The 21,129-nt window shown below is 64.8% G+C and carries 19 protein-coding genes; 13 read left to right on the plus strand and 6 right to left on the minus strand.

The window, feature by feature from the left end:
- Positions 1-1,076: 1,076 nt before the first annotated feature.
- The 7 genes from ACZK45_RS01165 to ACZK45_RS01195 all read left to right on the plus strand — a co-directional run bounded on the left by ACZK45_RS01165 (position 1,077) and on the right by ACZK45_RS01195 (position 5,781).
- Positions 1,077-2,015, plus strand: a complete 939-nt coding sequence (locus ACZK45_RS01165) for a type VI immunity family protein (RefSeq protein ID WP_049399856.1) — start codon at positions 1,077-1,079, stop codon at positions 2,013-2,015.
- A 305-nt stretch (positions 2,016-2,320) separates the two neighbouring features.
- Entirely contained in the window at positions 2,321-2,677 is a 357-nt protein-coding gene (locus ACZK45_RS01170; protein WP_478445314.1) for a hypothetical protein, read from the plus strand.
- Between the two features lie 353 nt (positions 2,678-3,030).
- Complete coding sequence (locus tag ACZK45_RS01175) at positions 3,031-3,333, plus strand: addiction module antidote protein (RefSeq protein WP_125895924.1); 303 nt, start codon at positions 3,031-3,033, stop codon at positions 3,331-3,333.
- Between the two features lie 60 nt (positions 3,334-3,393).
- On the plus strand, positions 3,394-3,879 hold the full coding sequence (locus tag ACZK45_RS01180) for a hypothetical protein (RefSeq protein WP_185749984.1): 486 nt from the start codon (positions 3,394-3,396) through the stop codon (positions 3,877-3,879).
- A 256-nt stretch (positions 3,880-4,135) separates the two neighbouring features.
- The gene (gene rocF, locus ACZK45_RS01185; RefSeq protein WP_094001609.1) at positions 4,136-5,056 is read left to right on the plus strand and encodes an arginase; all 921 of its coding nucleotides are present in this window, start codon (positions 4,136-4,138) and stop codon (positions 5,054-5,056) included.
- A 162-nt stretch (positions 5,057-5,218) separates the two neighbouring features.
- Positions 5,219-5,356, plus strand: coding sequence for an entericidin A/B family lipoprotein (locus tag ACZK45_RS01190; RefSeq protein ID WP_008266021.1), 138 nt, complete (start codon positions 5,219-5,221; stop codon positions 5,354-5,356).
- A 203-nt stretch (positions 5,357-5,559) separates the two neighbouring features.
- Positions 5,560-5,781, plus strand: coding sequence for a CsbD family protein (locus tag ACZK45_RS01195; RefSeq protein ID WP_004153772.1), 222 nt, complete (start codon positions 5,560-5,562; stop codon positions 5,779-5,781).
- 73 nt (positions 5,782-5,854) lie between these two features.
- Here the strand turns inward: ACZK45_RS01195 and ACZK45_RS01200 are convergent, their stop codons facing one another.
- Positions 5,855-6,655 carry a hypothetical protein gene (locus ACZK45_RS01200; RefSeq protein WP_478445315.1) on the minus strand — a complete coding sequence of 267 codons (801 nt, stop codon included), beginning with the start codon at positions 6,653-6,655 and terminating at the stop codon, positions 5,855-5,857.
- Positions 6,656-6,763: 108 nt separating this feature from the next.
- On the opposite strand from ACZK45_RS01200, the gene ACZK45_RS01205 reads away from it, so the two are divergent.
- The 4 genes from ACZK45_RS01205 to ACZK45_RS01220 all read left to right on the plus strand — a co-directional run bounded on the left by ACZK45_RS01205 (position 6,764) and on the right by ACZK45_RS01220 (position 11,414).
- Positions 6,764-8,056, plus strand: coding sequence for a tryptophan--tRNA ligase (locus ACZK45_RS01205; RefSeq protein WP_478445316.1), 1,293 nt, complete (start codon positions 6,764-6,766; stop codon positions 8,054-8,056).
- A 167-nt stretch (positions 8,057-8,223) separates the two neighbouring features.
- The gene (locus ACZK45_RS01210; protein ID WP_065724234.1) at positions 8,224-8,526 is read left to right on the plus strand and encodes a hypothetical protein; all 303 of its coding nucleotides are present in this window, start codon (positions 8,224-8,226) and stop codon (positions 8,524-8,526) included.
- Positions 8,527-8,679: 153 nt separating this feature from the next.
- Entirely contained in the window at positions 8,680-9,612 is a 933-nt protein-coding gene (locus tag ACZK45_RS01215) for an MBL fold metallo-hydrolase (protein WP_478445317.1), read from the plus strand.
- 149 nt (positions 9,613-9,761) lie between these two features.
- Positions 9,762-11,414: a M28 family metallopeptidase gene (locus ACZK45_RS01220; protein WP_478445860.1), complete on the plus strand. Its 1,653-nt coding sequence runs from the start codon at positions 9,762-9,764 to the stop codon at positions 11,412-11,414.
- Positions 11,415-11,535: 121 nt separating this feature from the next.
- Here the strand turns inward: ACZK45_RS01220 and ACZK45_RS01225 are convergent, their stop codons facing one another.
- Together ACZK45_RS01225 and ACZK45_RS01230 are read right to left on the minus strand one after the other, a co-directional pair.
- Entirely contained in the window at positions 11,536-11,832 is a 297-nt protein-coding gene (locus ACZK45_RS01225; RefSeq protein WP_478445861.1) for a hypothetical protein, read from the minus strand.
- 67 nt (positions 11,833-11,899) lie between these two features.
- Positions 11,900-13,234, minus strand: coding sequence for an MFS transporter (locus ACZK45_RS01230; RefSeq protein ID WP_010486964.1), 1,335 nt, complete (start codon positions 13,232-13,234; stop codon positions 11,900-11,902).
- A 223-nt stretch (positions 13,235-13,457) separates the two neighbouring features.
- Between ACZK45_RS01230 and yedA the strand changes: the two genes are divergently transcribed.
- Positions 13,458-14,363 (plus strand): drug/metabolite exporter YedA, encoded by a 906-nt coding sequence (yedA, locus tag ACZK45_RS01235; protein ID WP_478445318.1) that lies wholly within the window; start codon positions 13,458-13,460, stop codon positions 14,361-14,363.
- A complete protein-coding gene (rarD, locus tag ACZK45_RS01240) occupies positions 14,360-15,256 on the plus strand; it encodes an EamA family transporter RarD (RefSeq protein WP_032128173.1) in 897 nt (298 codons plus the stop codon). The genes yedA and rarD overlap by 4 nt, the downstream gene beginning before the upstream one ends.
- 118 nt (positions 15,257-15,374) lie before the next feature.
- Here the strand turns inward: rarD and ACZK45_RS01245 are convergent, their stop codons facing one another.
- The 3 genes from ACZK45_RS01245 to ACZK45_RS01255 all read right to left on the minus strand — a co-directional run bounded on the left by ACZK45_RS01245 (position 15,375) and on the right by ACZK45_RS01255 (position 21,123).
- On the minus strand, positions 15,375-18,200 hold the full coding sequence (locus ACZK45_RS01245) for a TonB-dependent receptor (protein ID WP_478445319.1): 2,826 nt from the start codon (positions 18,198-18,200) through the stop codon (positions 15,375-15,377).
- A 429-nt stretch (positions 18,201-18,629) separates the two neighbouring features.
- Positions 18,630-19,952: an ABC transporter permease gene (locus tag ACZK45_RS01250; protein ID WP_032128171.1), complete on the minus strand. Its 1,323-nt coding sequence runs from the start codon at positions 19,950-19,952 to the stop codon at positions 18,630-18,632.
- Between the two features lie 13 nt (positions 19,953-19,965).
- Positions 19,966-21,123: an ABC transporter permease gene (locus tag ACZK45_RS01255; protein WP_032128170.1), complete on the minus strand. Its 1,158-nt coding sequence runs from the start codon at positions 21,121-21,123 to the stop codon at positions 19,966-19,968.
- Positions 21,124-21,129: the final 6 nt, after the last annotated feature.

Consider the following 21,129-nt stretch of genomic DNA (forward strand, 5'->3'; position numbering starts at 1 on the left):
GGCTGCAGTGGCGATGCAGCTCATAACGCAGCGCGCTTTGAGCTTCCCCAGCGGCGCGCTCTGGGTGCTAGTGCGTCGTGGCTGTGCGATAGTCAAGGGAGGTGCAATGTGCCTCGGTGCTCCATCACTGGAGAGGAGAATGCTGGCAAGCCCAGTTCCACCTGCCGTTCCTCGCCAGCGTTCACCCTTGTGCGGTCCGAGTCCAGTGCTCCTTGGAGCTCCAGCGCATACTCGGATCAGGCATCTGACGTCGACTAACGAATGGATGACGATCCAGGTAAGATCGATCTGCCTGATGGTCAGGTCATCAGCCGGAATGGCATCACCTGGCGGTTGACTCTGCGTAACCAAGATAAAGCGAAATGAAGGGGCAGGCTTGAGTCCGAGCAAGCTTCAGTTTAAATCGGCAGCCCTGACACACGTATCGGATTGCCCGTCGGGATTGAGCGATGCCTGTGGCGGCACACTGTTGGCTCGCTTTCTGCCAGAGGCGCTGGCGATCATCGTGCTGATAGCGACAAAGTCCGTCATAGGCAAGGCCGCAATCGCCTCCATCGCGTTCAGTATCTGTCTTTAGGTGCGGGGCAGGGCCAAGGAGCTCTGGTTGCAGCCATAGCGGGCGACTCGGCTCAACGACCAAGCCTGAGCGCCGTTGTGTCCCGGGCTAAGCATCCGGCGCACAGCTCGGCCGCTTCTTCTGCACCAAGGTGCCGCATCAATTTCAAACTTGTTGCATTCCATTGGCGCCCGAGTGGCTCTAGAGTTGCTATTTGCAGCGGGCTTGTCTCAGTGATTCGGGACGTAGACGCAAGAACACGCTACACGGATCCACTCGAGACCCTGCTGCGCAAGCTGCGGTCCTTCGCGGAAGGTGATCCGTGACCGTCACCTTCTTCCATTCTCACCGGACCCGTCCCATTGCCCAAAGGTTCGCGACAAGCCGCGTCTCCATCTGGCGCGCTGGATCGGCTGCCCCGTCTATCGTCGCTGCGCAGCAATGCAGGTCGCGATGATCCCCACCGATCCCGACTGAACGCGCCTAGCACGATTCGGGAACACAGAGACCAAAGATCGCGATGAGCTGCATCGACGACATCGAACGTGAAGTCGACAAGATCGAACTCAATAACGCAAAAGGCCGGCCAGTCATCAGGCTTGGCCTGATTGCCACGCTCTACTTTCGACATGGCTACCACCCTGCGGTAAGAAAGAGGATAGCGGCCTGCTTCAGCGATTTCCATGCGGAGTTCGGTGACGTCCTTCGCGCGATCGTATACCGGCGTCGTGGTCGGTTGACGCCCGGGAAATTGCAGAGCGCGCTGGAGCGATTCAGCGCGGAAGGGGAAGGTCGTGAGCTAAACATCAACAGTGCGAGGTCGGTGCATGAAGCGGAATCGCATTGCCTGCAGGTGCTGACAGAGCGTGAAGTATGTGAGTCCGTCAGCCGCTCATACATCAAAATGACAATGCCTTGGCAGATGCTGAAGAGCCAGGATGATGTTGACCGCTTTCAGGCATGGGTGATGCGACTAGCCGACCGCGTCGATGCTGAGCATGGCTATGCCGGTCTGTCTCCTGTGCTGCCTTACGACTTCGACAGTTGTTCACACCTGGAGTATGCGATCGCGCGGACGTATCCGGGCCTGGAGGCCGATACGCACGCCTATGCAGCTTCGCTCAAGCTGGCCGGCTTCATCAAAGGGATCAACTGGCTCACCCTCGTGAGTCGCCCTCTGCTGGAGAGGTTGGGCGGATTGGATCTGGTTCGAACCGATCTTTCGTCGCACGAAGGCATCCAATGCCTGGAGTATGCCGGTGGATTGGCGATCAGGGCGGGTGCGCGGCCCGAGCTTGGCTCAGAGACTGAGCCGCCTGTGAGATATGTAACTGTCAATCGGGTGATGAGGCCATTGCGCTCGCCGGACCAAGACGAACTGCAATCCTACTCTTTCGATGGCGAGGACCGTGACAAGGACCCATCAAGTCGCTGGTACGCAAGGTTTGACCAGAACTGATGCGGGAAGCGCCCACCATTGATTCGGTGGGATAGTTAGTCTCGAGACCTGCGCGCCGACGCACCCTGCAAAAAGGTAGGCGGCGCCGTTCTTTCTCGATACGGGTGCAACGCTAGTAGCTTCGCATCGCATCTTCTCACCCTGTGACTTGGAGCTGGGTGATCCTCGTTTGCAGCTCTCATTGGATGCTGCCCGCGATCCACTAGAAGCATTTTCGCTTGTTCCTCTGGGTAAAGTCGAAGTTGATAGGTAACAATTCAGATGATGCAGGTAGCCACAAGTCTAGGCGGGCTGCAGGAGGCGTCTTGATTTGCCTGGTTGCGTTGCTTTTATTGCTGTTTGCCAGCTGGCTGATGGTGCGGCAGATGGCTTCCGATGCCGGGAAAGAGCTGCGCAGTGCCGACAGCCAGAATGGCAGCTGCGTGCTCAAGACCTATACGCGGCGCTACAGTGTCGCCGGACTCGGAGGGCGCATCGCATCGCTGTTCGGCAGCAGCTACTACTACAGGGTGTACAGCCGCGACGGGCGATTGCTGGCCACCTCGGAGTGGACACTGTGGGAGCGCGAGTTTGGGGATATGGATGCTCACTGGATCAATCGAACTGCGATGTACCCCGGCCAAGACGGCTGGGCGGGTTGGAGGTTGCCGCAATGCGACTGATAAGAACGCAGGGTATTGCGTGTTTGTGTGAGGTGATCAGAGCGAGTAAACGCTGATCCCGGTAACGCGTTCTCGCTTCCGTTCTTGCCAAGTTCTCCAGTCTGGCGTGCGGCCAGCGACCTGAATTTTCCTGCGGGCTGCTGTTGCGGTGGAATTGCCCACCAAGCTTCTGAGGAGCGTAGCTTTTAGGCTGCGGCCAGTAGCGTAGGTAGTTAACTTGTCTGCTGGCTAGAGGCGGCAAGGGTGTGCAGCAGCGCGATATCGAGAGGGCCAGGAGATTGCGCATGCCCTGTGAGTATCAAATTAGCTGTAGGTGAAACGACTCAATACCGAAGTACTGGAGCTGTCCCATCATGGCCATCAAGAAGAAGATAGAACTCAAAGCATTTGATGTGGCCGAGCACCTTCAGACACCGGAGGAGATGGCGGCCTATCTCGATGCCTGCATCGAAGAAAGCGATGGCGATTCTGCGTTCATTGCCAAGGCGCTCGGCGACATCGCGCGCGCTCAAGGGATGAGCAAGGTCGCACGAGCGGCGGGCCTCTCGCGTGAGAGTCTGTATCGCGCACTGTCGGGCGAGCGCAGCCCTGATTTCGCGACCATCCTCAAAGTCACCCGTGCCTTGGGTGTTCGCCTGCATGCCAGCGCAGCATAAGCACATGCGCCGATCTTGATGCGTCGGCGCGCCGCCGGTCGCAAAGGTGGTGGAACGAACATGAAAAACCGCCTTTCGGCGGTTTTTCGTCCCGAGCCGGTGAGTCAATTCAATGACGCAGCAAAGGAGGAGTCGTTGGGCCATTCTGGTTCGAAGCAGCTCGTGTGTCACGCGGCGCATCGATGCATTGCTTGTCAACCGTTGCCAGCTCAAGACGTCAGGCGCGAACAGGCTCAATCAAACTGGATGATGCGGATCAACCCCTTGGTCGACGATCCATCTCCGAAGGCGGCCAACGTGCCACAGGGGAATACCTCTTTCGCACCGTCATGGTTGACGAATGAGATCGCGCAGTGTGCCCGCGTGCCAGGCGTGATCCGGGTGATGGCACGGTCATTCAGCACGAAGCTCTACCACATGAGTTCGGGGCTTATCGAAAGCGCCATGGGGCGCGCGGTGGAGTCGATCATCTCTGCAACAGCGCCGCCGCGCGAATCTACTTCGTTCAGCTGCAGCTCAACGAGAACAGGTTTCAGGTTTGGATAGGGTGTGCTCATCCCAGGAGCGGGTCTGCCTGATTCGATAGCCGGGGTAGTGACGCGCTGAACCTGTACGTTGGGGATCCCACTGTTCTGTATTGCGGCCAAGCGGTATTGATGAAGGGCGACATCGCAATCTTCCATGAAGGACGGTCGGGTCCGCGCGGCATCATGCCATGTGATCGCCCTGCTGCACCGCCGCGAGTGGTGTCACACAGCTCTGGCTAGACTGTGCTTCTTTTTCCCCACCGCAGGAGGCACCCATGGCCCATCCCATTTCCGTATCCCTGATTGGCGTTCCCACCGATGTCGGTGCGGGCCATCGCGGTGCACGGCTGGGGCCGGAAGCGCTGCGCGTGGCGGGCCTGCCGGAGGCGCTGGAGGCGCGCGGCGTGGACGTGCGCGACCTGGGCAACCTGGATGGCCCGCGCAACCCGTGGACCGCGCCGGTGGAAGGCTACCGCCACCTGGATGAAGTGGTGGCGTGGAACCATGCGCTGATGGAAGCCAGCTATGCCGAACTGCAGGCTGGCCGCATGCCGATCATGCTCGGCGGCGACCACTGCCTCGGCATCGGTTCGATCACCGCCGTGGCGCGCTGGTGCCGCGAGCAGGGCAAGACCCTGCGCGTGCTGTGGCTGGATGCCCATTCGGATTTCAACACCAGCGACGTGACCCCGTCGGGCAACATCCACGGCATGCCGGTGGCCTGCCTGTGCGGCCTCGGCCCGGATGCGTTGACCCGCCTCGGCGGCACCGTGCCGGCGATCACCCCGGCGCAGATGCATCAGATCGGCATCCGTTCGGTTGACCCGGACGAGAAGCGCCTGATCAAGACCCACAAGGTGGATGTCTATGACATGCGCTACATCGATGAGAACGGCATGAAGCGCACCGTAGAAGCAGCGCTGGCAGGCATCGACGAGAACACCCATCTGCATGTCAGCTTCGATGTGGACTTCCTCGACCCCAGCATCGCGCCGGGCGTGGGCACCACTGTGCCGGGCGGGGTGAACTACCGCGAGGCGCAGCTGGTGATGGAGATGATCGCCGACACCGGGCGCATGGGTTCGCTGGACATCGTCGAGCTCAACCCCTTGCTGGACAAGCAGAATGCCACCGCCGAACTGGCCGTGGACCTGGTCGAAAGCCTGTTCGGCAAGTCCACCCTGATGCGTGACTGACGGCGCCGCCTGAACGGATCTGTGATCCGTTCACGCCCGCTCCACGCCACTGCCGCCAGATTGCACTTCACGCGGCGGTGGTGGGCATTGGCCTTCTCCCGCCGAGCGAAACAATCCCATCCGCGAATGAAGCGGTGTAGCGGCAAACCCAAGGAGAAGCCCATGAAGCGCGTAGTTGCCCTGATGCTGTTGTCGATGTTCTCGGTGGCCCTGCTGGCCGGCTGCAACACCATTGCCGGTGCCGGCAAGGACGTGCAGAAGGCGGGCGAGAAGGTCGAGGACACCGCGAAGGGCCGTTGAGCCCTGCACGGAACGGAAAGAGAAAAGGCCGGGGATTTCCCCGGCCTTTTTTTGCGCGTGCCTTTCGCTGCGTGCTGTCGAAGCGGAGTGAACCATTCAAGCAGGTGAGCATCTATTTCATTGCCGGTTGACCGGTATTCAACAGCCGCTGCGCGAAGCTGGAGCCACGGTAAGAACGCCGTTGCAACCAAGGACTCCCAGCAATGAACAAAGACATCATTTCCGGCAAGTGGTCGCAGCTGAAGGGCAAGGCCCAGGCCAAGTGGGGCGATCTGACCAACGACGACTTCGATGTGGCCGAAGGCAATGCCGAGTATCTGGCCGGTCGCCTGCAGGAACGTTATGGCTGGGCCAAGGACCGCGCGGAGAAGGAAGTGCGTGAGTTCCAGGACGCCGTGAGCAAGGACTACCCGGACTACAAGTAAGCACTTCGGTTTCCCCCACAACACAACGCCCGCACCGAGAGGTTGCGGGCGTTGTGTTGTCTGGGCGGTACGATCAGCGCGCCGGCGGGTCCGGCACGTAGCGGTTCGGGAACGCCTGCGGCTCGCGCGGCAGGCGCGAGGGCGAATCCACCAGGATGCCGCGTGCGCGCAGGTTGCGGGCGCTGTCGTAACGCAGCTGCAGTACCTGTGCGGGGCTGCGGCTGGCGCGTTCGAAGTCGGTATCGCGCACCGAAGACTGCTCGCGTGCACCGTGGCCGGTGCCCAGCGCTGGCGCCTGCGACTTGTTGGCGTAGCCCTCGATGCGGCTGCTGCTGGCGCTGGCATCGGCCGACGCTTCCGCCGCCGGGGCTGGCAGCGGCAGGCCACGGCGCAGGATCGGATCCGGACGCCAGCGGCGCGCTTCCTCGAACACCGCCACGCCCACCACGCCGATGTTGTCCGGACGGCCGGTGCGGCTGGCGTAGCTGCCGCTGGGGCTGCTGAACACGAACTGCGCCACTTCGTCCTGGCTCTTGCGCCAGCCGGTGATGTCGGCGCGCTGGCCGGGATTGAGCACGTAGCCGGTCTGCGAGGGATCGGCATCTTCGCCGGAGATGGCGTTGACGCCGTCCACCGAGAGCACCACCAGTACCCGGCGCGGGCTGTCGTTGTACAGGCGCACGGCGTAGCGGTGGCCGCGCTCGCCGGCCACCCAGCGCTGGCCCTCGGCGGGGTAGCTGCGCAGTTCGGTGCCGCGGTCGCGGTCGACCAGGGCCATGCGCACGGGGCCGCCGTCGTACACCGGCGGCGGCATCGGGGCCGGGCGGAAGCCGGCCAGGGGCAGGATCAGCAGCAGGGGCAGCAGGCGTTTCATCGGGCGTCTCCAGCGGGGTTGCGTGAATGAACGCGCCGCAGGCCCTGACGGGGTTGGTGGCGTGCAAGGTAAACTGGCCCCGTTCATCGAAGGTTACCCCACGCAGTCATGACGACCCGAGTCCTTACCGGCATCACCCCCTCCGGCACGCCCCACCTGGGCAACTACGTTGGCGCCATCCGTCCGGCCATCGCGGCCAGCCGCGCGCCGGGGATCGAGAGCTTCTTCTTCCTGGCGGACCTGCACAGCCTGATCAAGTCCCAGGACCCGCAGCGCACCCAGCGCGCGACCCTGGAGATCGCGGCCAGCTGGCTGGCCTGCGGCCTGGACCCGGAACACGTGTGGTTCTACCGCCAGAGCGACATCCGCGAGACCACCGAGCTGATGTGGTTCCTGACCGCCATCGCCAGCAAGGGCATCCTCAACCGCGCGCATGCCTACAAGGCGGCCGTGGACAAGAACCGCGAGGAAGGCGTGGACGAGGATGCAGGCGTCAGCGCCGGCCTGTTCATGTACCCGGTGCTGATGGCCGCCGACATCCTGATCTTCAAGGCCAACCAGGTGCCGGTGGGCCGCGACCAGATCCAGCACATCGAGATGGCGCGCGACTTCGCCCAGCGCTTCAACCATGTGTACGGCAAGGAGTACTTCCCGCTGCCGGACGTGGTGATCGACGAGCAGGTGGCGACGCTGGCGGGCCTGGATGGCCGCAAGATGAGCAAGAGCTACCACAACACCATTCCGCTGTTCGTGCCGCGCGAGGAGCTGAAGAAGCTGGTGTTCTCGATCCTGACCGACTCGCGCGCACCCGGCGAGCCGAAGGACACCGAGGGCTCGGCGCTGTTCCAGATGTACCAGGCGTTCGCCACCCCGGAGCAGACCGCCGAATTCGCCAAGGCGTTCGCGGCCGGCATCAGCTGGGGCGATGCAAAGCAGCAGCTGTTCGAGCGCATCGATGAGGAGCTTTCGCCGCTGCGCGAGCGCTACAACGCGCTGATGGCCGAGCCGGAGAAGATCGAGGCGCTGCTCAAGCGCCGTGGCCAGCAGCTGCGCGAGCAGCTGGCGGCACCGCTGCTGGACGAGCTGCGCCATGCGGTCGGCCTGCGTGATCTGTCCAGCGCGGGCGATATCGCCAGCGAGGATGCCGGCGTGGCCCGCGTGGCACCGCCGCTGTTCAAGCAGTACCGCGAAAAGGATGGCCGCTTCTACTTCAAGCTGACCGCTGGTGACGGCACGCTGCTGATCCAGAGCGAAGGCTTCGATTCGCCGCGCGATGCGGGCCAGCTGATCGCGGTGATCAAGCAGGCCGAGCAGGGTGACCAGCTGCAGAGCGAGCTGTTCAAGCTGGACGCCGAGGTGGACGCCGTGCTGGCTGCCCTGGCCATGCTGCGCGAAGCGTAAGGGGTAGTGCCGGCCGCTGGCCGGCAACTGCATAGGAAATGCCGGCCAGCGGCCGGCACTACCACGGCACTGCATAGGAAAACGCCGGCCAGCGGCCGGCACTACCCGTGAACGAAGGTCATGGCATGATGTCCGCGCGCCTCCGGCGCGATGACATGGAGTCTGCGATGGCCTGGTTGTCGCTGCTGCTGTTCCTGCCCTGGTTCCTGCTGCTGGGCAGCCTGTACTGGCTGTTCCCGCGCCAGCCGCGCACCGCGCGGCGGCGCCTGTTCGACAGCACCACCCTGGTGCTCGCATTCGCGCTGAGCATCGTGTCGATGCTGTGGGGCTACCGCATTGGCGTGGTGCAGCCGGGCGCCGGCCCGATCTGGCCGCAGGTGCTGGCGGTGCTGTACGCCTACGGCGCGTTCCTGGCGGTGCTGGTGTTGGCCCTGTTGCTGCGGCCGCGGTTCGCATTGCGCTCCGGCTGATCGGTAGTGCCAGGCCGCTGGCCAACATACATTCTCCTGGCTATCCCGAGGTTGCTAGGCCGGCTCGTCCTACCCGACCAAAGCCGCATCGAACCCGGGCCGCCTGCGCGCCTACCATGGGGGTCTGTTCCCGATCCTGCCAGGTGCGTGCCGATGACCGCCGACCCCAGCATCCACACCATCGATACCGGCTTCCAGCGCCCGGATTTCGACGCGGCGTACCTGATCGTTGAAAACGGCCGCGCTGCGTTCGTCGACTGCGGTACCGGCCTGTCGGTGCCGGCGATGCTGCAGGCGCTGGCGGAGGCCGGCCTGGGCGTGGAGGCGGTGGACTGGCTGCTGCTCACCCACGTGCATCTGGATCATGCAGGCGGTGCAGGCCTGCTGATGCAGCAGTTGCCGAATGCGAAGGCGGTGCTGCACCCGCGCGGTGCGCCGCACATGATCGATCCGACCCGCCTGATTGCGGGTGCCACGGCGGTATATGGCGCCGAAGAGATCGCGCGCAGCTATGGCCGCATCGAGGCGATTCCGGAGCACCGTGTGGTGGTGGCCGAAGACGGCCACCGCATCGATCTGGCCGGCCGCGAGCTGGTGCTGCTGCATACCCCGGGCCACGCGCTGCACCACTACTGCGTGTGGGATGCGCGCAGCCGCAGCTGGTTCACCGGCGATACGTTCGGTATCTCCTACCGTGAGCTGGACAGTGCGCAGGGTGCTTTCATCTTCCCCACCTCATCGCCGGTGCAGTTCGATCCGGAGGCGATGAAGGCCTCGATCCGGCGCATGCTCGATTACGCGCCGCAAGCGATGTACCTGACCCACTACGGTCGTGTGGAACAGGTGGAGAAACTGGCCGACGACCTGTTCGAGCAGATCGATGCGATGGCCGCCATCGGCCGCCAGTGCGATGGCCGACCGGACCGCCACCGCTGCCTGCTGGCTGCGCTGCAGGCGCTGTACCTGGAACGTGCACAGCTGCATGGCTGTGCGCTGGACGATGCCGCGGTGACCGCTGTTCTGGCGATGGACATCGAACTCAACGCGCAGGGCCTGGCCTGCTGGCTGGACCGCGTATCGCGCTGACCTGGGCGCGCCCTGCCGGCGGGAATCCGGTGTGCCACTGGTAGATCCACGCCATGCGTGGATGACGTGGGCCCAGGCTGCGCCGTGATGTCACGACCACGTTACACTCTGGTGACTTCCAAGCTAGCCGTGGTACTGCCGTGAATCCGATGCGCGTGTTGCTGCTGTCGTCCTGCCTGTTCGTCGGTGGCCTGGCCCATGCGGCCAACGACCTGCCGGGTGGCGGTATCGATCCGCAGGCACTATCGCGCCACGTGCATGTGCTGGCGTCGGATGAATTCGAGGGCCGCGCGCCGGCCACCGAGGGCGAAGAGCGCACGGTGCAGTATCTGATCGAGCAGTTCCGCAGCTACGGCCTGCAGCCGGGTGGCGTGGATGGCAGCTGGGTACAGCCGGTGCCGCTGGTGCGCGCACAGCTGGAGGGTGCGGCCAAGGCCAGCCTGTCGCTGAAGCAGGGCAAGCGCGCGCTGGCCAACGGCGTGGACGTGACCCTGCAGAGCCTGCAGCCGCGCAAGCGCGTGCAGATCAAGGATGCGCCGCTGGTGTTCGTCGGCTACGGCATCGACGCGCCGGAGCGCCAGTGGAACGACTACAAGGATGTGGACCTGCACGGCAAGATCGCCGTCGTGCTGATCAATGACGCCGATTTCGAAGCCGATGCGCCGGGCGCGTTCGACGGCAAGGCGGTGACCTACTACGGCCGCTGGACCTACAAGTTCGAGGAAGCCGCACGCCGTGGCGCCGAAGGCGTGCTGATCGTGCACGAGACCGCGCCGGCCGCCTATGGCTGGGCCACGGTGAAGAGCTCGGGTACCTCGCCGCTGTTCGACATCGAGCGCGGCCAGGCCGAGGCGATGGCGCAGCACACCCCGCTGCGTGGCTGGATGCAGCGCGAACTGGCCGAGGCGATCTTCGCCGACGCCGGCCTCGACTTCGATGCCGAGAAGCGCAAGGCGATGCGCGCCGACTTCCGTCCGGTGGCGCTGGATAACGCGAAGCTGAGCGTTGATTTCGCGCTGAAGCGCGAGCAGGTGGTGACCCGCAACGTGGTGGCCAAGCTGCCCGGTGGCGAGCATGCCGACGAGGCGGTGATCTTCTCGGCGCACTGGGATGCCTTTGGTATCGGCCAGGCCGACGCCAAGGGTGACCGCATCCGCCGCGGTGCGATCGACAACGCCACCGGTGTGGCCACCGTGCTGGAACTGGGCCGCGTGTTCGCCGCCGGCCCGCAGCCGCAGCGCACGCTGTACTTCGTGGCCCTGACCGCCGAAGAGAAGGGCCTGCTGGGTGCCAGCTACTACGCCGCGCACCCGCTGGCGCCGCTGGACAAGACCGCTGCAGTGCTGAACATCGAAATGTTCAGCCCGGATGGCGCGACCCGTGACATCGCGTCGTGGGGCAAGGGCCGGGTCTCGCTGGAGGGTGACCTGGAGCGTGTGGCCAAGGCCCGCGGCCGCAGCTACAGCCCGGACCCGAACCTGGAAGCCGGCTTCTTCTACCGTGCCGACCATTTCGCCTTCGCCCGCCTGGGCGTGCCGGCGATCACCATCGGCCCGGGCCTGGACAAGCTGGACGGTGGGATTGAAGCCGGCCGCGCGCTGCGCGAGAAGTACTTCGCTGACTGCTACCACCAGGCCTGCGATGCCTGGACCCCGAGCTGGGACCCGAGCGGCCACGCCGCCGACACCCTGCTGGTCTATGACCTGGGCGCCGAGCTGGCCAACAGCCGCCGTTGGCCGACGTGGGAAAAGGAATCGGAGTTCCGCGGCGCGCGCGACAAGAGCGAAGCGGCCCGCCGTTGAGGTAGTGCCGGCCGCTGGCCGGCAACTCCCTGCTCTTTCTGGAGGTTCATGAGGTTGCTAGGCCAGCGGCACTACCGAAAGAGGTGGCGTTTTAGCCGGCGGGCGCACGCCCGGGTATTCGTCAGGGCCGGCGCAGCAGCTTCCACGCGCCCCAGCCACTGGCGGCGAGCGCTGCCAGATAGCACGCCACCATCGTGCGCAGTCCAACCGGCGACCCGGAATTGATGCCGCGGTGCAGGCGCAGCTGCAGCGAGCTGTGGCCGCTGCCCAGGTCCACCGCCAGCTGCAGCGCCAGCGCGGCGCAGAACACCAGCAGGGCAATCCCGAATCCGATGCGCGGCCACGCGGCCTGTGCGTTGGGGCGGCGCAGCAGCCAGGCCAATGCCGTGGCTGCGGCCAGCGTCGCCGCGATCCACATCAGAGGCGTGGCGGGAGACGCAGCGGCCACCGGCAGTGCACCGGTGGCCGCGATCAGGTCAACGCGCTTACTTGCGGGTGCCGTCGAGCCAGTTCGGGCCCTTGTTGGTGAGGAAGAACACATAGACCACCAACGATACCGCGATCGTCGCGGTCACGTAGATGGCGAACCAGTCGACGTGGCCGGTCTTCAGCGCGCCCTGGTAAAGCAGCGGGGCGGTGCCGCCGAACAGCGAGTTGGCCAGCGCGTAGCCCAGGCCCACGCCCAGTGCGCGCACATGGGTGGGGAACAGCTCGGCCTTCACCACCGCGTTGATGGAGGTGTAACCGGTGAGGATGACGAACGCCATGGCCAGGGTCAGGAAGGCCAGGGTGGCGTCATGCTGGTGCGGCAGCTGGGTGATCAGGTACCAGCTGTACAGCACGCCGCCGACGCCGAAGAACACCAGCAGGGTCTTGCGGCCGATGATGTCCGACAGCCAGCCACCGACCGGCTGCAGCACCATCAGGAACGCCAGCACGCCCAGGTTGATCAGGGTGCCGGTCATCGGGTCGTTGCCGGCGAAGGCGCTCTGGATCATCTTCGGGCCGTTCACCGAATAGGTGTAGAAGGCCACGGTGCCGCCGGCGGTGATTAGGAAGCACAGCAGCAGCGGCCGCCACTGGTGCACGAACAGTTCGTACATCGAGCCGGACTTCTGTGCCTTGCCCTCGCGTGCGGCCTCGATGGACGACTCCGACAGCGACTCGTCCATGCCACGACGCAGCCAGAACACCACCACTGCGGCGATGCCACCGATGCCGAAGGCGATGCGCCAGCCCCACTCGGAGATTTCCGGCTTGCCCCAGAAGGTCAGCATCAGCAGTAGCGTCAGCTGGGCCAGCACATGACCACCGACCAGGGTGACGTAGTGGAAGGAGGACAGGAAGCCGCGGCGGCCGGGAATGGCGGCCTCGGACATGTAGGTGGCGCTGGCACCATATTCGCCACCGGTGGCGAAGCCCTGCAGCAGGCGTGCGAACAGCAGGATCACCGCGGCCCAGATGCCGATGCTGGCGGCGGTGGGGGTGATGGCGATCAGGAACGAACACAGCGCCATCAGCGTGACCGAGACGGTCAGCGCAAGGCGGCGGCCATGGCGGTCGGCGAAGCGGCCGAAGAACCAGGCACCGATCGGGCGCATCAGGAAGGTCGCCGCGAAGATCGCCCACACGTACATCGTGGAGTTCTTGTCGTCGGGCGAGAAGAACTGCGATTCGAAGTACACGGCGAACACCGAGTACACGTAGACGTCGTACCACTCCACCAGGTTGCCGGCGGAGCCTTTGAGGGTGTTGGAGATCGACCGCCGCAGGGCGGCGCGGTCGTTCGCGGGGACAGCAGGTTGGGACGTGGTGCTCATCTGGGTGGGAATCCTCGATGCGGCGCGTCCGTGCGCAGGGAAAACGGCGCCCGGCCTTGGGGCGGCGCGGCCGGGCAGCCCTCTTGGTACTGCATCGACCGTCAACACGGGGTAGCAGACCAGAGCAGGGTGCATGGATGGATGACAGCGTGCCACCGTATGGGGTCCCGGACCATACTCAAAACGTCCTAGAATCCGCCTTCCCCCGGCTCCCTGGTGTGTCATGTCGGCTCCCCCCTCTTCGTCTGTGGCTGCCCCCCGGGGTGGCCTTGTCGCGCTGGCACTGCTGCTGGTCTACGTGGTCTGGGGCTCGACCTACCTGGGCATCGCCAAGGCCCTGCACGGCGGCGCGCTACCGCTGACGATGGTCTCCGGCAGCCGGTTCATCATTGCCGGTGGTCTGATGTTCCTGGCCTTGCGCCTGTTCTGGAAGATGCCGAACCCGACCCTGCGGCAGTGGCGCAACCTGGTCATCATGGGCGTGACCATGCTGGTGCTGGGCAACGGCATGGTGGTGCTGGCCGAGCGCGAGGTGTCCTCGGGCCTGGCCGCCACCGCAGTGGCCTCGGTGCCGCTGTGGATGGCGCTGTTCTCGGCGCTGCGTGGCCAGCACGCCAGCAAGGGCGAATGGCTGGGCATCGCCATCGGTTTCCTGGGCGTGGTCTGGCTCAACGCCGGCAGCAGCCTGACGGCCTCGCCGACCGGGCTGGTGCTGCTGCTGATCGCGCCGATCGGCTGGGCCTTCGGTTCGGTGTGGGCGCGTGGGCTGGACCTGCCGGGCCCGTTCATGACCGCTGCCGGGCAGATGGTCTGCGGTGGCGTGCTGCTGGTGCTGATCGGCCTGGCGGTAGGCGAGCGCCCGACCACGCTGCCCGATACCGGTGGCCTGCTGGCGATGGCCTACCTGTGCGTGTTCGGCTCCATCGTCGCGTTCACCGCCTACGTGTGGCTGCTGCAGAACGTGCGCCCCGCGCTGGCGGGCAGCTACGCGTACGTCAATCCGGTGATCGCGGTGCTGCTGGGCGCACTGCTCAACGGTGAACGGTTCGGCTGGCGCGACCTGTTGGCGATGGTGGTGATTCTTCTGGGTGTGGTGGTGCTGACGATGGCAAGGACGAGAAAGAAATGAGCATGGATGAGAAAGAACAACGCCGGGGCCTGCTGGTCACTGCGTCCACCTTCGTGATCTGGGGCCTGGTCCCGGTGTACTGGCACCTGCTCAACGAGGTGCCCTCGTTCCAGATCATCGCCCACCGCATCATCTGGAGCACCGTGCTGGTGCTGGGCTGGCTGCTGATCAGCTCGCGCCTGGGCTGGTGGCAGAAGATCGCCGCACAGCCGCGCGCGCTGCCGATCCTGCTGGTGTCGAGCCTGACCATCGCCTTCAACTGGGGCCTGTACATCTGGGCGGTCAACGCCGGCCATGTCATCGAGACCAGCCTGGGCTACTTCATCAACCCGCTGGTGAACGTGCTGCTGGGCGTGCTGGTGCTGAAGGAACGCCTGCGCCGCCTGCAGTGGGTGGCGGTGGCAATGGCGGCGGTGGGCGTGGCCTGGCTGACCATCGATGCCGGTACACCACCGTGGATCGCGCTGGGCCTGGCCTGTTCGTTCGGCCTGTATGGCCTGCTGCGCAAGCTGGTTTCGGTCGACCCGGTGGCCGGCCTGGGCGTGGAAAGCATGTACCTGTTCCTGCCGGCGCTGGCCTTCGCGATCTGGGCCGAGAACGGCCATGGCGGCGCGTTCTTCCATGGCTGGGGCTGGCGCAACGACCTGCTGCTGATCTTCGGCGGCGCAGTCACCGCCGTGCCGCTGATCGGCTTCGCCTACGGCGTGAAGCGCATTCCGCTGTCGCTGGTCGGCATCCTGCAGTACATCGCGCCGAGCCTGCAGCTGCTGCTGGGTGTGTTCTTCTTCCACGAAGCGTTCGACACCGCAAAGGCGATCGGCTTTGCCGCGATCTGGGCCGGCCTGGTGCTGTTCGTCGGCGACAACATCCGCACGATGCGCGCCAAGCGCTAGCGCCGCATCCGCTCGGCTGACACGTGTGCACAAAAAAGAGCGGCGCCCCGAGGGGCGCCGCTCTGCTTCCATCCACAGCCAGGAGAGAGTTGGCTGTGACGGGAACGCGGTTGCAGGCTTAGAAGCGCTGCTGGTACTTCATGTACATGAAACGACCGATATCGAAGCCACCGTAGTAGGTGAAGCTGCTGTTCGGCTGGCTGTACATGATCGGACCCTGGTGGTCGAAGACGTTGTTCACGCCCAGCGACACGGTGCCGTCCCACGGCAGGCTGTAACGCACCTGCAGGTCGTGGAAGGTGTTGGAGCCCACCTTGTTGGTCGGCGATGCACTGGTGTACGACGAACTGAAGCCCGGCAGGTTGCACTCGTCCATGTACGAGCACTTCTCCTTCATGCTGGAGTAGTAGCGCGCGGTCCAGCCGATGCCGAGGTCGCCGTACTGCCAATCCAGGTTGAAGGTCGAGCGGACGCGGAAGTCGCCGCCCCAGCTGGTGCGCTGCTCCACCGGCGTGGTCGCGGCGTTGTCGTTGCGCTGCTTCAGGTAGTCGGTGTAGGTGGTGTTCCAGTTGACGGCGAACTGGCCGAACGTGGTTTCCGGCAGGCGGTAACGCACGTTGATGTCATAGCCGGCGGTTTCGCGGAAACCGGCATTGACCAGCGAGCGGTCCAGGCTGTTGACCTGGCCGTTGCTGCCACGGGTGAAGCGACCACAGGCGGCGTCCGAACCCTGCACATAGCACTGCTCGAGAATGCTGTTGGTGGTCTCGGAGACGATGGCGTTGTTGATGCGGATCTTCCACCAGTCGAGGCTGACATCCAGGCCGGCCACGAAGTCCGGGCTGTACACCAGGCCCACGGTCCAGGTCTTGGCGGTTTCCGGCTTCAGCGCCGCGTTGGAACCCGAGTTGAAGTCGACGGTCGACTGCTGGCCCGGCTTGGTGGCAACGGTGCCATCGCTGTTGAGCTGGCGGAAGTTGGCCGGCACCTTCAGCGCCTGGCAACGGGCAGCAACGGTCGGGCTGGTGGCCGCGGTACCGAACGAGGTATCGCACGGATCGGTGAACGAATCGCGGGTGCTGACGGTACCGCCGTACAGGTCATCCACGGTGGGCGCACGGAAGCCGGTGCCATAGGTTGCGCGGACCAGCAGGCTGTCGATCGGCTTCCACTTCAGGCCGAACTTGCTGTTGGTGGTCGAGCCGAAGTTGTTGTAATCCGAGTAGCGACCGGCCACGTCCAGCGACAGTTCGCGCGCGAACGGCAGATCGGCCAGCAGTGGCACCTGCAGCTCCAGGTAGACCTCGTTGAGCGAGTAGTCGCCACGGGTCGGCTGGCCGCTGGTGCCGGTAATCTCACCCTTCTGCACCCGCATGTCCGGGGTGTAGCTGGCTTCTTCGCTGCGGTGCTCGAAGCCCATCGCGCCCATGATGTCGCCGGCCGGCAGGGTGAACAGCGAACCGGAGATGTTGGCGCTGGCCACCTTGGTGGTGCTCTTCATCTTGTCGACAAAGCGGGCGAACAGGTAGTCCTGTACGTCCTGGTTGCTCAGCGAGCCAGGGCCGGTATAACCCATCGGCGCAGCCGGGTTCCACGGCACGCAGCCGGCGATCACCGCACCCGGTGAGCCGCAGCGGGCCACGTTGCCATCCATGAAGGACGGGCCGACGGCCTGGTTGACGTGCGGCTGGTACATGCTGCCGGTACCGATGCGCTCGCCTTCATTGCGGTTGTACATGTAGCTGACGTTCCAGTCCCAGTACCGCGAACCGGTTTCGAAGCTGCCTTCCAAGCCGATGCTGGCGCGCTTGGTCTCCAGATTGTTCTCGGTGCCGCGCGGCAGCTCCTCGGAGCGGTGCGCGAACAGCACATCCTGGCCCCACAGGTTGAACGTGCTGTCCTTGGACAGGGCGGCACGGCTGCCGTTGCGCGCCTGGGCGGCGCTGACCGAGTACGGGTAGCCGGCTAGCTGCTTGGTCGATTCGCGCTTGCTGTACAGCGCGTCGGCGACGATGCGCAGGTCGTCGGTGATCGAGAAGCCGCCGTTGGCGAACACCGAGGTGCGCTCCAGGCCGGTCAGCAGGCTCATGTTGGTCTTGCTGTTGGCACCATCGGCCGGATCCGGCGCGTGGAAGTTGCCCTTCTGGCTCGGATCGCCGCCCGGGCCCACGGTCAGGTTCTTGCCACCGACGGTGACGTAGCCCCACGGGGTGTTGCCGTTCAGGTTGTCGGTCGGGTGGCGCGGGCCGTTGGGATAGCGGCTGAACTCGCGATCCTTGCCCAGCACTTCGTCTTCCTTGGTGCGCTCAGCACCCACGGTGAACCAGCCGCGGTCGAAGGTCTTGCCGAAGGTGGCGCTGTAGGAGCGCTTCTGGCCGTCACCCTGGCCGTACTGGCCGACATAGACGCTGGCTTGGCCACCGTCGAAGTTCTTGCGGGTAATGATGTTGACCACGCCGGCGATGGCGTCCGAGCCGTACAGCGCGGACGCGCCATCGGTCAGCACTTCCACGCGCTCGACGATGGCCGACGGAATCGAGGCCAGGTCGGAGTAGCCGCCGGCGCTGACGCCCATGCGGCGGCCGTCGATCAGCACCAGGCTGCGTTCCGGGCCGAGGTTGCGCAGGCTGACGTACATGCCGCCGAAGTCGCGCGAGGAGGTCAGCGAAGACGCGCGGCTCATGCTCGGCGAACCAGCAGCGGGAATGTCCTGCAGGATGTCGGCGACGTTGACGTAGCCCTTCTTCTCGATCTCGGCGCGGTTGAGCGCGATCACTGGCTGTGCGGTCTCGACACTGGCCTGGCGGATGCGCGAGCCGGTGATTTCGATGCGGTCGAGGGTGGTGGTGGCGTCGCCGGTGCTCTGTGCGAAGGCGGGGGTGGTGCAGCTGGCGGCCAGCGCGATGACGATCGCGTTGCGCAGCGGATTGGTTTTCAGGGACATCCGTGAAATCTCGTGTTTCAGTAAAAACAAGCGCCCGTTCTATGGGCGCGTGGGGTGCTGCAAACCAACGTGGGGGGGCGCGATTCTAGAATGTTTCCATTCGTAACTGTTTGTCTCTGCGCCACGGATGTGCGCGAAAATGAATCGCAACCAACAATCCACAGATGCGCTGTGTGCAGCGTCACGCGCGCTGCGTTTGCGATGGGCAGAGGCATCGATAGCGGCGGATTTCCCGCAATCTGTAGCAGTGCGTGTGTGCAGGCATCCATCCACGCATGGCGTGGATCTACTGGACGTACTGGTTCATCACCCGGCCTGGATGCATCGCCCTCGGTAGATCCACGCCATGCGCGGATGACGCGCAAGAAAAAAGGGACGGAGCCTTCGCTCCGTCCCCTGCGAAATGCGCGTTGTATCGCTGCGTGATGCTCAGGTTTCGCGCAACGCCGTGGTGATGGGCAACCGCGCCGCGCGCAGCGCCGGGAACAGGCCGCCGACCAGGCCGATGCCCAGCGCCCATTTCAGGCCGGTCCACAGCAGTTCCGGCGACACATGGAACTTGAACACCACTGCGCTGAAGTTGCTGCCGATGGTGGACACGCTGTAGCCATTGAACAGCAGCCATGCCACCGCACACCCCAGCAGGCCACCCAGCAGGGCCAGCAGCATTGTTTCCAGCATCACTGCAGTCACCACCGGCAAACCGCGGAAGCCGATCGCCCGCATGGTGGCGATCTCGCGCGCACGCGTGGCGACCGCCGCGTACATGGTGTTGAGCGCGCCGAACACCGCACCGACCGCCATGATGGTGCCGATCACCTTGCCGAGGATGTCGATCAGCTTGGTCAGCCCGCCGCCCTGCTTGCTGTAGTAGACGCGGGTGGTTTCCACGTCCAGTTTCAGGCGCGGGTCGGCGGCGACGGCGGCCTTGAACTGCTCGAAGCCGGCCTTGCCATCGGTGCGCACGCTGATCGACTGCCACGCACTGCGCTGGTAGGTGGTGGCCAGCGTATCGGCGTCGGTCCACAGTTCCGAGTCATGCGCATCGCCGGTGGCGAACACACCCACCACGGTCCAGGTCTGGTTGCCCAGGGTCAGCGTCTTGCCAACGTCCAGATCGCGGAACTGGCCCTTGGCGCCCTGGCCGACCACGATCTCGCGCAGGCCGGTGGCGAACGTGCGGCCTTCGACGATCTTGACCTTGTCATGCACCGCCCACGCCTGCGGGCCGACGCCGCGGAACTGCGCGTTGACGTCGGTGCCGTCGGACTTCGATACCAGGTTGACCACCTGCGACAGCTCCGGCGACAGCAGCGGCCGGCCTTCGGCATCGCGAGTGATGCCGGGCAGAGTGGACAGCGTCGGCACCTGTTCGCGGGTGATGACCGAGTTGGTTTCGGCCTGCGAGCCGCCGCGCAGCACGATGGCAGTGGTGTCATCGCCGGTGTTGTTGAGCGTGGCCTGGAAGCCTTCGCCCATCGCCAGCATCGCCACCAGCACGCCGACCACGCCAGCGATGCCGACCACGATCACCGAGGACGCGCCCCAGCGCTGCGGCAGGCTGGCCACGCCGATGCGGGTGGCGGCCAGTGCCAGTCGCCCACCGCGGGTCAGCAGCAGCCACAGTGCCACCAGCACGGCCACGGCCAGCACGCCGATCCACGGCAGGCTGATCCACAGCACCAGGCCGATCACCAGCAGCAGCACCGTCACGCCGTTGCCCAGCCACTTCTTGAGTTTGCTCTTGAACATGTCTGCGTTCTCCTCAGCGGCCGGCCAGTGCGTCGACGATCTTCAGGCGCTTGGCACGCAGCGCGGGCAACAGGCCGACGATGATGCCGATCACCACGATCAGGCCCAGCCCCATCAGCCAGGTCGGCGTCGGCACGTGCGGCGGCAGCATGCCCATGCTCTTTGGCCCGATCGCCGGCAGGATCAGCGCAGCCAGGCCCATGCCGATCAGGCCGCCCAGGCCGATCAGCAGCACCGACTCCACCATCACCAGGGTGAGCACGGTGCTGTCCTTGAAGCCCAGTGTCTTCAGCGTGGCCAGTTCGGGTACGCGCTCGCGCACGGCTTGCGCCATGGTGTTGCCGGTCAACAGCAGCAGGGTGAAGAACACCGCGCCCATGATCGAGGTGACGATCATGCCGATGTCCGCGAACTGCTTGACGAAGGCCTGCTGGAACGCTGATTCGGTCTGGGTCTTGGTCTCGTGGTCGGAGTTGGCCGAGATCGCGTCGATCGCCTGCGCCACCCGCGAGGACTGGTCCGGATTGTCCAGCGTCACCGTGTACCAGCTCACCTGGTTCTTGATGTAGTCGTTGGATTCATCGAAGTACTTCCAGTTCATCATCAGCTGGCGTTCTTCGTTGGCGGCCAGCGCACGGTCCTTGGAGCGGTAGATGCCCTTCAGTTCCAGCGGCCAGTCGTTGCTGCCGCCACGCGGGAAGATCGTTGCCTGCAGCGGGATGGTGTCGCCGATCTTCCAGCCGAACTGCTTGGCCAGAGTCTCGCCGACGATGGCGCCGGTGCGGGTCTGCTTCCAGTCCTCCAGCTGTGCCGGATCGATCTGCAGCTCGCGGTAGACATCGAAGTAGTTGGGTGACACCGAGAAGTTCGGGAAGAAGTTCTTCGGGTCCTGGTAGATGCCGCCGAACCACATGCCGTAGGCCACGTCGCGCACGCCGGCCACCTGCCGCACCTGCGCTTCCAGGCGGATCGGCAGTGACTGGGTGATCGACAGCCGCGACGCCACCACCAGCCGGTTGGCGCCTTCCACGCTGCCGCCGGAGGTGAATGCCACGCGTACCGAGTCGAGCATGCCGAACAGCAGGAACGCGGCCACCACCGAAAGCAGGGTCAGCAATGTACGGGTGCGGCTGCGGAACAGCTGCGCCCATACCAACGAGAAATATTTCATCGCCGT

The organism is Stenotrophomonas sp. 63632_Sma (assembly GCF_056482875.1).

Excerpts from the sequence above, each read along its gene's own strand:
- ACZK45_RS01190 (WP_008266021.1), top strand. The coding sequence starts at position 5,219 with ATGAAGCGCGTAGTTGCCCTGATGCTGTTGTCGATGTTCTCGGTGGCC.
- ACZK45_RS01195 (WP_004153772.1), top strand. The coding sequence starts at position 5,560 with ATGAACAAAGACATCATTTCCGGCAAGTGGTCGCAGCTGAAGGGCAAG.
- ACZK45_RS01220 (WP_478445860.1), top strand. The coding sequence starts at position 9,762 with ATGCGCGTGTTGCTGCTGTCGTCCTGCCTGTTCGTCGGTGGCCTGGCC.
- ACZK45_RS01250 (WP_032128171.1), bottom strand. The coding sequence starts at position 19,952 with ATGTTCAAGAGCAAACTCAAGAAGTGGCTGGGCAACGGCGTGACGGTG.
- ACZK45_RS01180 (WP_185749984.1), top strand. The coding sequence starts at position 3,394 with ATGAAAAACCGCCTTTCGGCGGTTTTTCGTCCCGAGCCGGTGAGTCAA.
- ACZK45_RS01165 (WP_049399856.1), top strand. The coding sequence starts at position 1,077 with ATGAGCTGCATCGACGACATCGAACGTGAAGTCGACAAGATCGAACTC.
- ACZK45_RS01225 (WP_478445861.1), bottom strand. The coding sequence starts at position 11,832 with ATGTGGATCGCGGCGACGCTGGCCGCAGCCACGGCATTGGCCTGGCTG.
- ACZK45_RS01230 (WP_010486964.1), bottom strand. The coding sequence starts at position 13,234 with ATGAGCACCACGTCCCAACCTGCTGTCCCCGCGAACGACCGCGCCGCC.
- ACZK45_RS01215 (WP_478445317.1), top strand. The coding sequence starts at position 8,680 with ATGACCGCCGACCCCAGCATCCACACCATCGATACCGGCTTCCAGCGC.
- ACZK45_RS01210 (WP_065724234.1), top strand. The coding sequence starts at position 8,224 with ATGGCCTGGTTGTCGCTGCTGCTGTTCCTGCCCTGGTTCCTGCTGCTG.
- ACZK45_RS01255 (WP_032128170.1), bottom strand. The coding sequence starts at position 21,123 with ATGAAATATTTCTCGTTGGTATGGGCGCAGCTGTTCCGCAGCCGCACC.
- ACZK45_RS01175 (WP_125895924.1), top strand. The coding sequence starts at position 3,031 with ATGGCCATCAAGAAGAAGATAGAACTCAAAGCATTTGATGTGGCCGAG.
- rarD (WP_032128173.1), top strand. The coding sequence starts at position 14,360 with ATGAGCATGGATGAGAAAGAACAACGCCGGGGCCTGCTGGTCACTGCG.
- ACZK45_RS01200 (WP_478445315.1), bottom strand. The coding sequence starts at position 6,655 with ATGAAACGCCTGCTGCCCCTGCTGCTGATCCTGCCCCTGGCCGGCTTC.
- yedA (WP_478445318.1), top strand. The coding sequence starts at position 13,458 with ATGTCGGCTCCCCCCTCTTCGTCTGTGGCTGCCCCCCGGGGTGGCCTT.
- rocF (WP_094001609.1), top strand. The coding sequence starts at position 4,136 with ATGGCCCATCCCATTTCCGTATCCCTGATTGGCGTTCCCACCGATGTC.
- ACZK45_RS01205 (WP_478445316.1), top strand. The coding sequence starts at position 6,764 with ATGACGACCCGAGTCCTTACCGGCATCACCCCCTCCGGCACGCCCCAC.
- ACZK45_RS01245 (WP_478445319.1), bottom strand. The coding sequence starts at position 18,200 with ATGTCCCTGAAAACCAATCCGCTGCGCAACGCGATCGTCATCGCGCTG.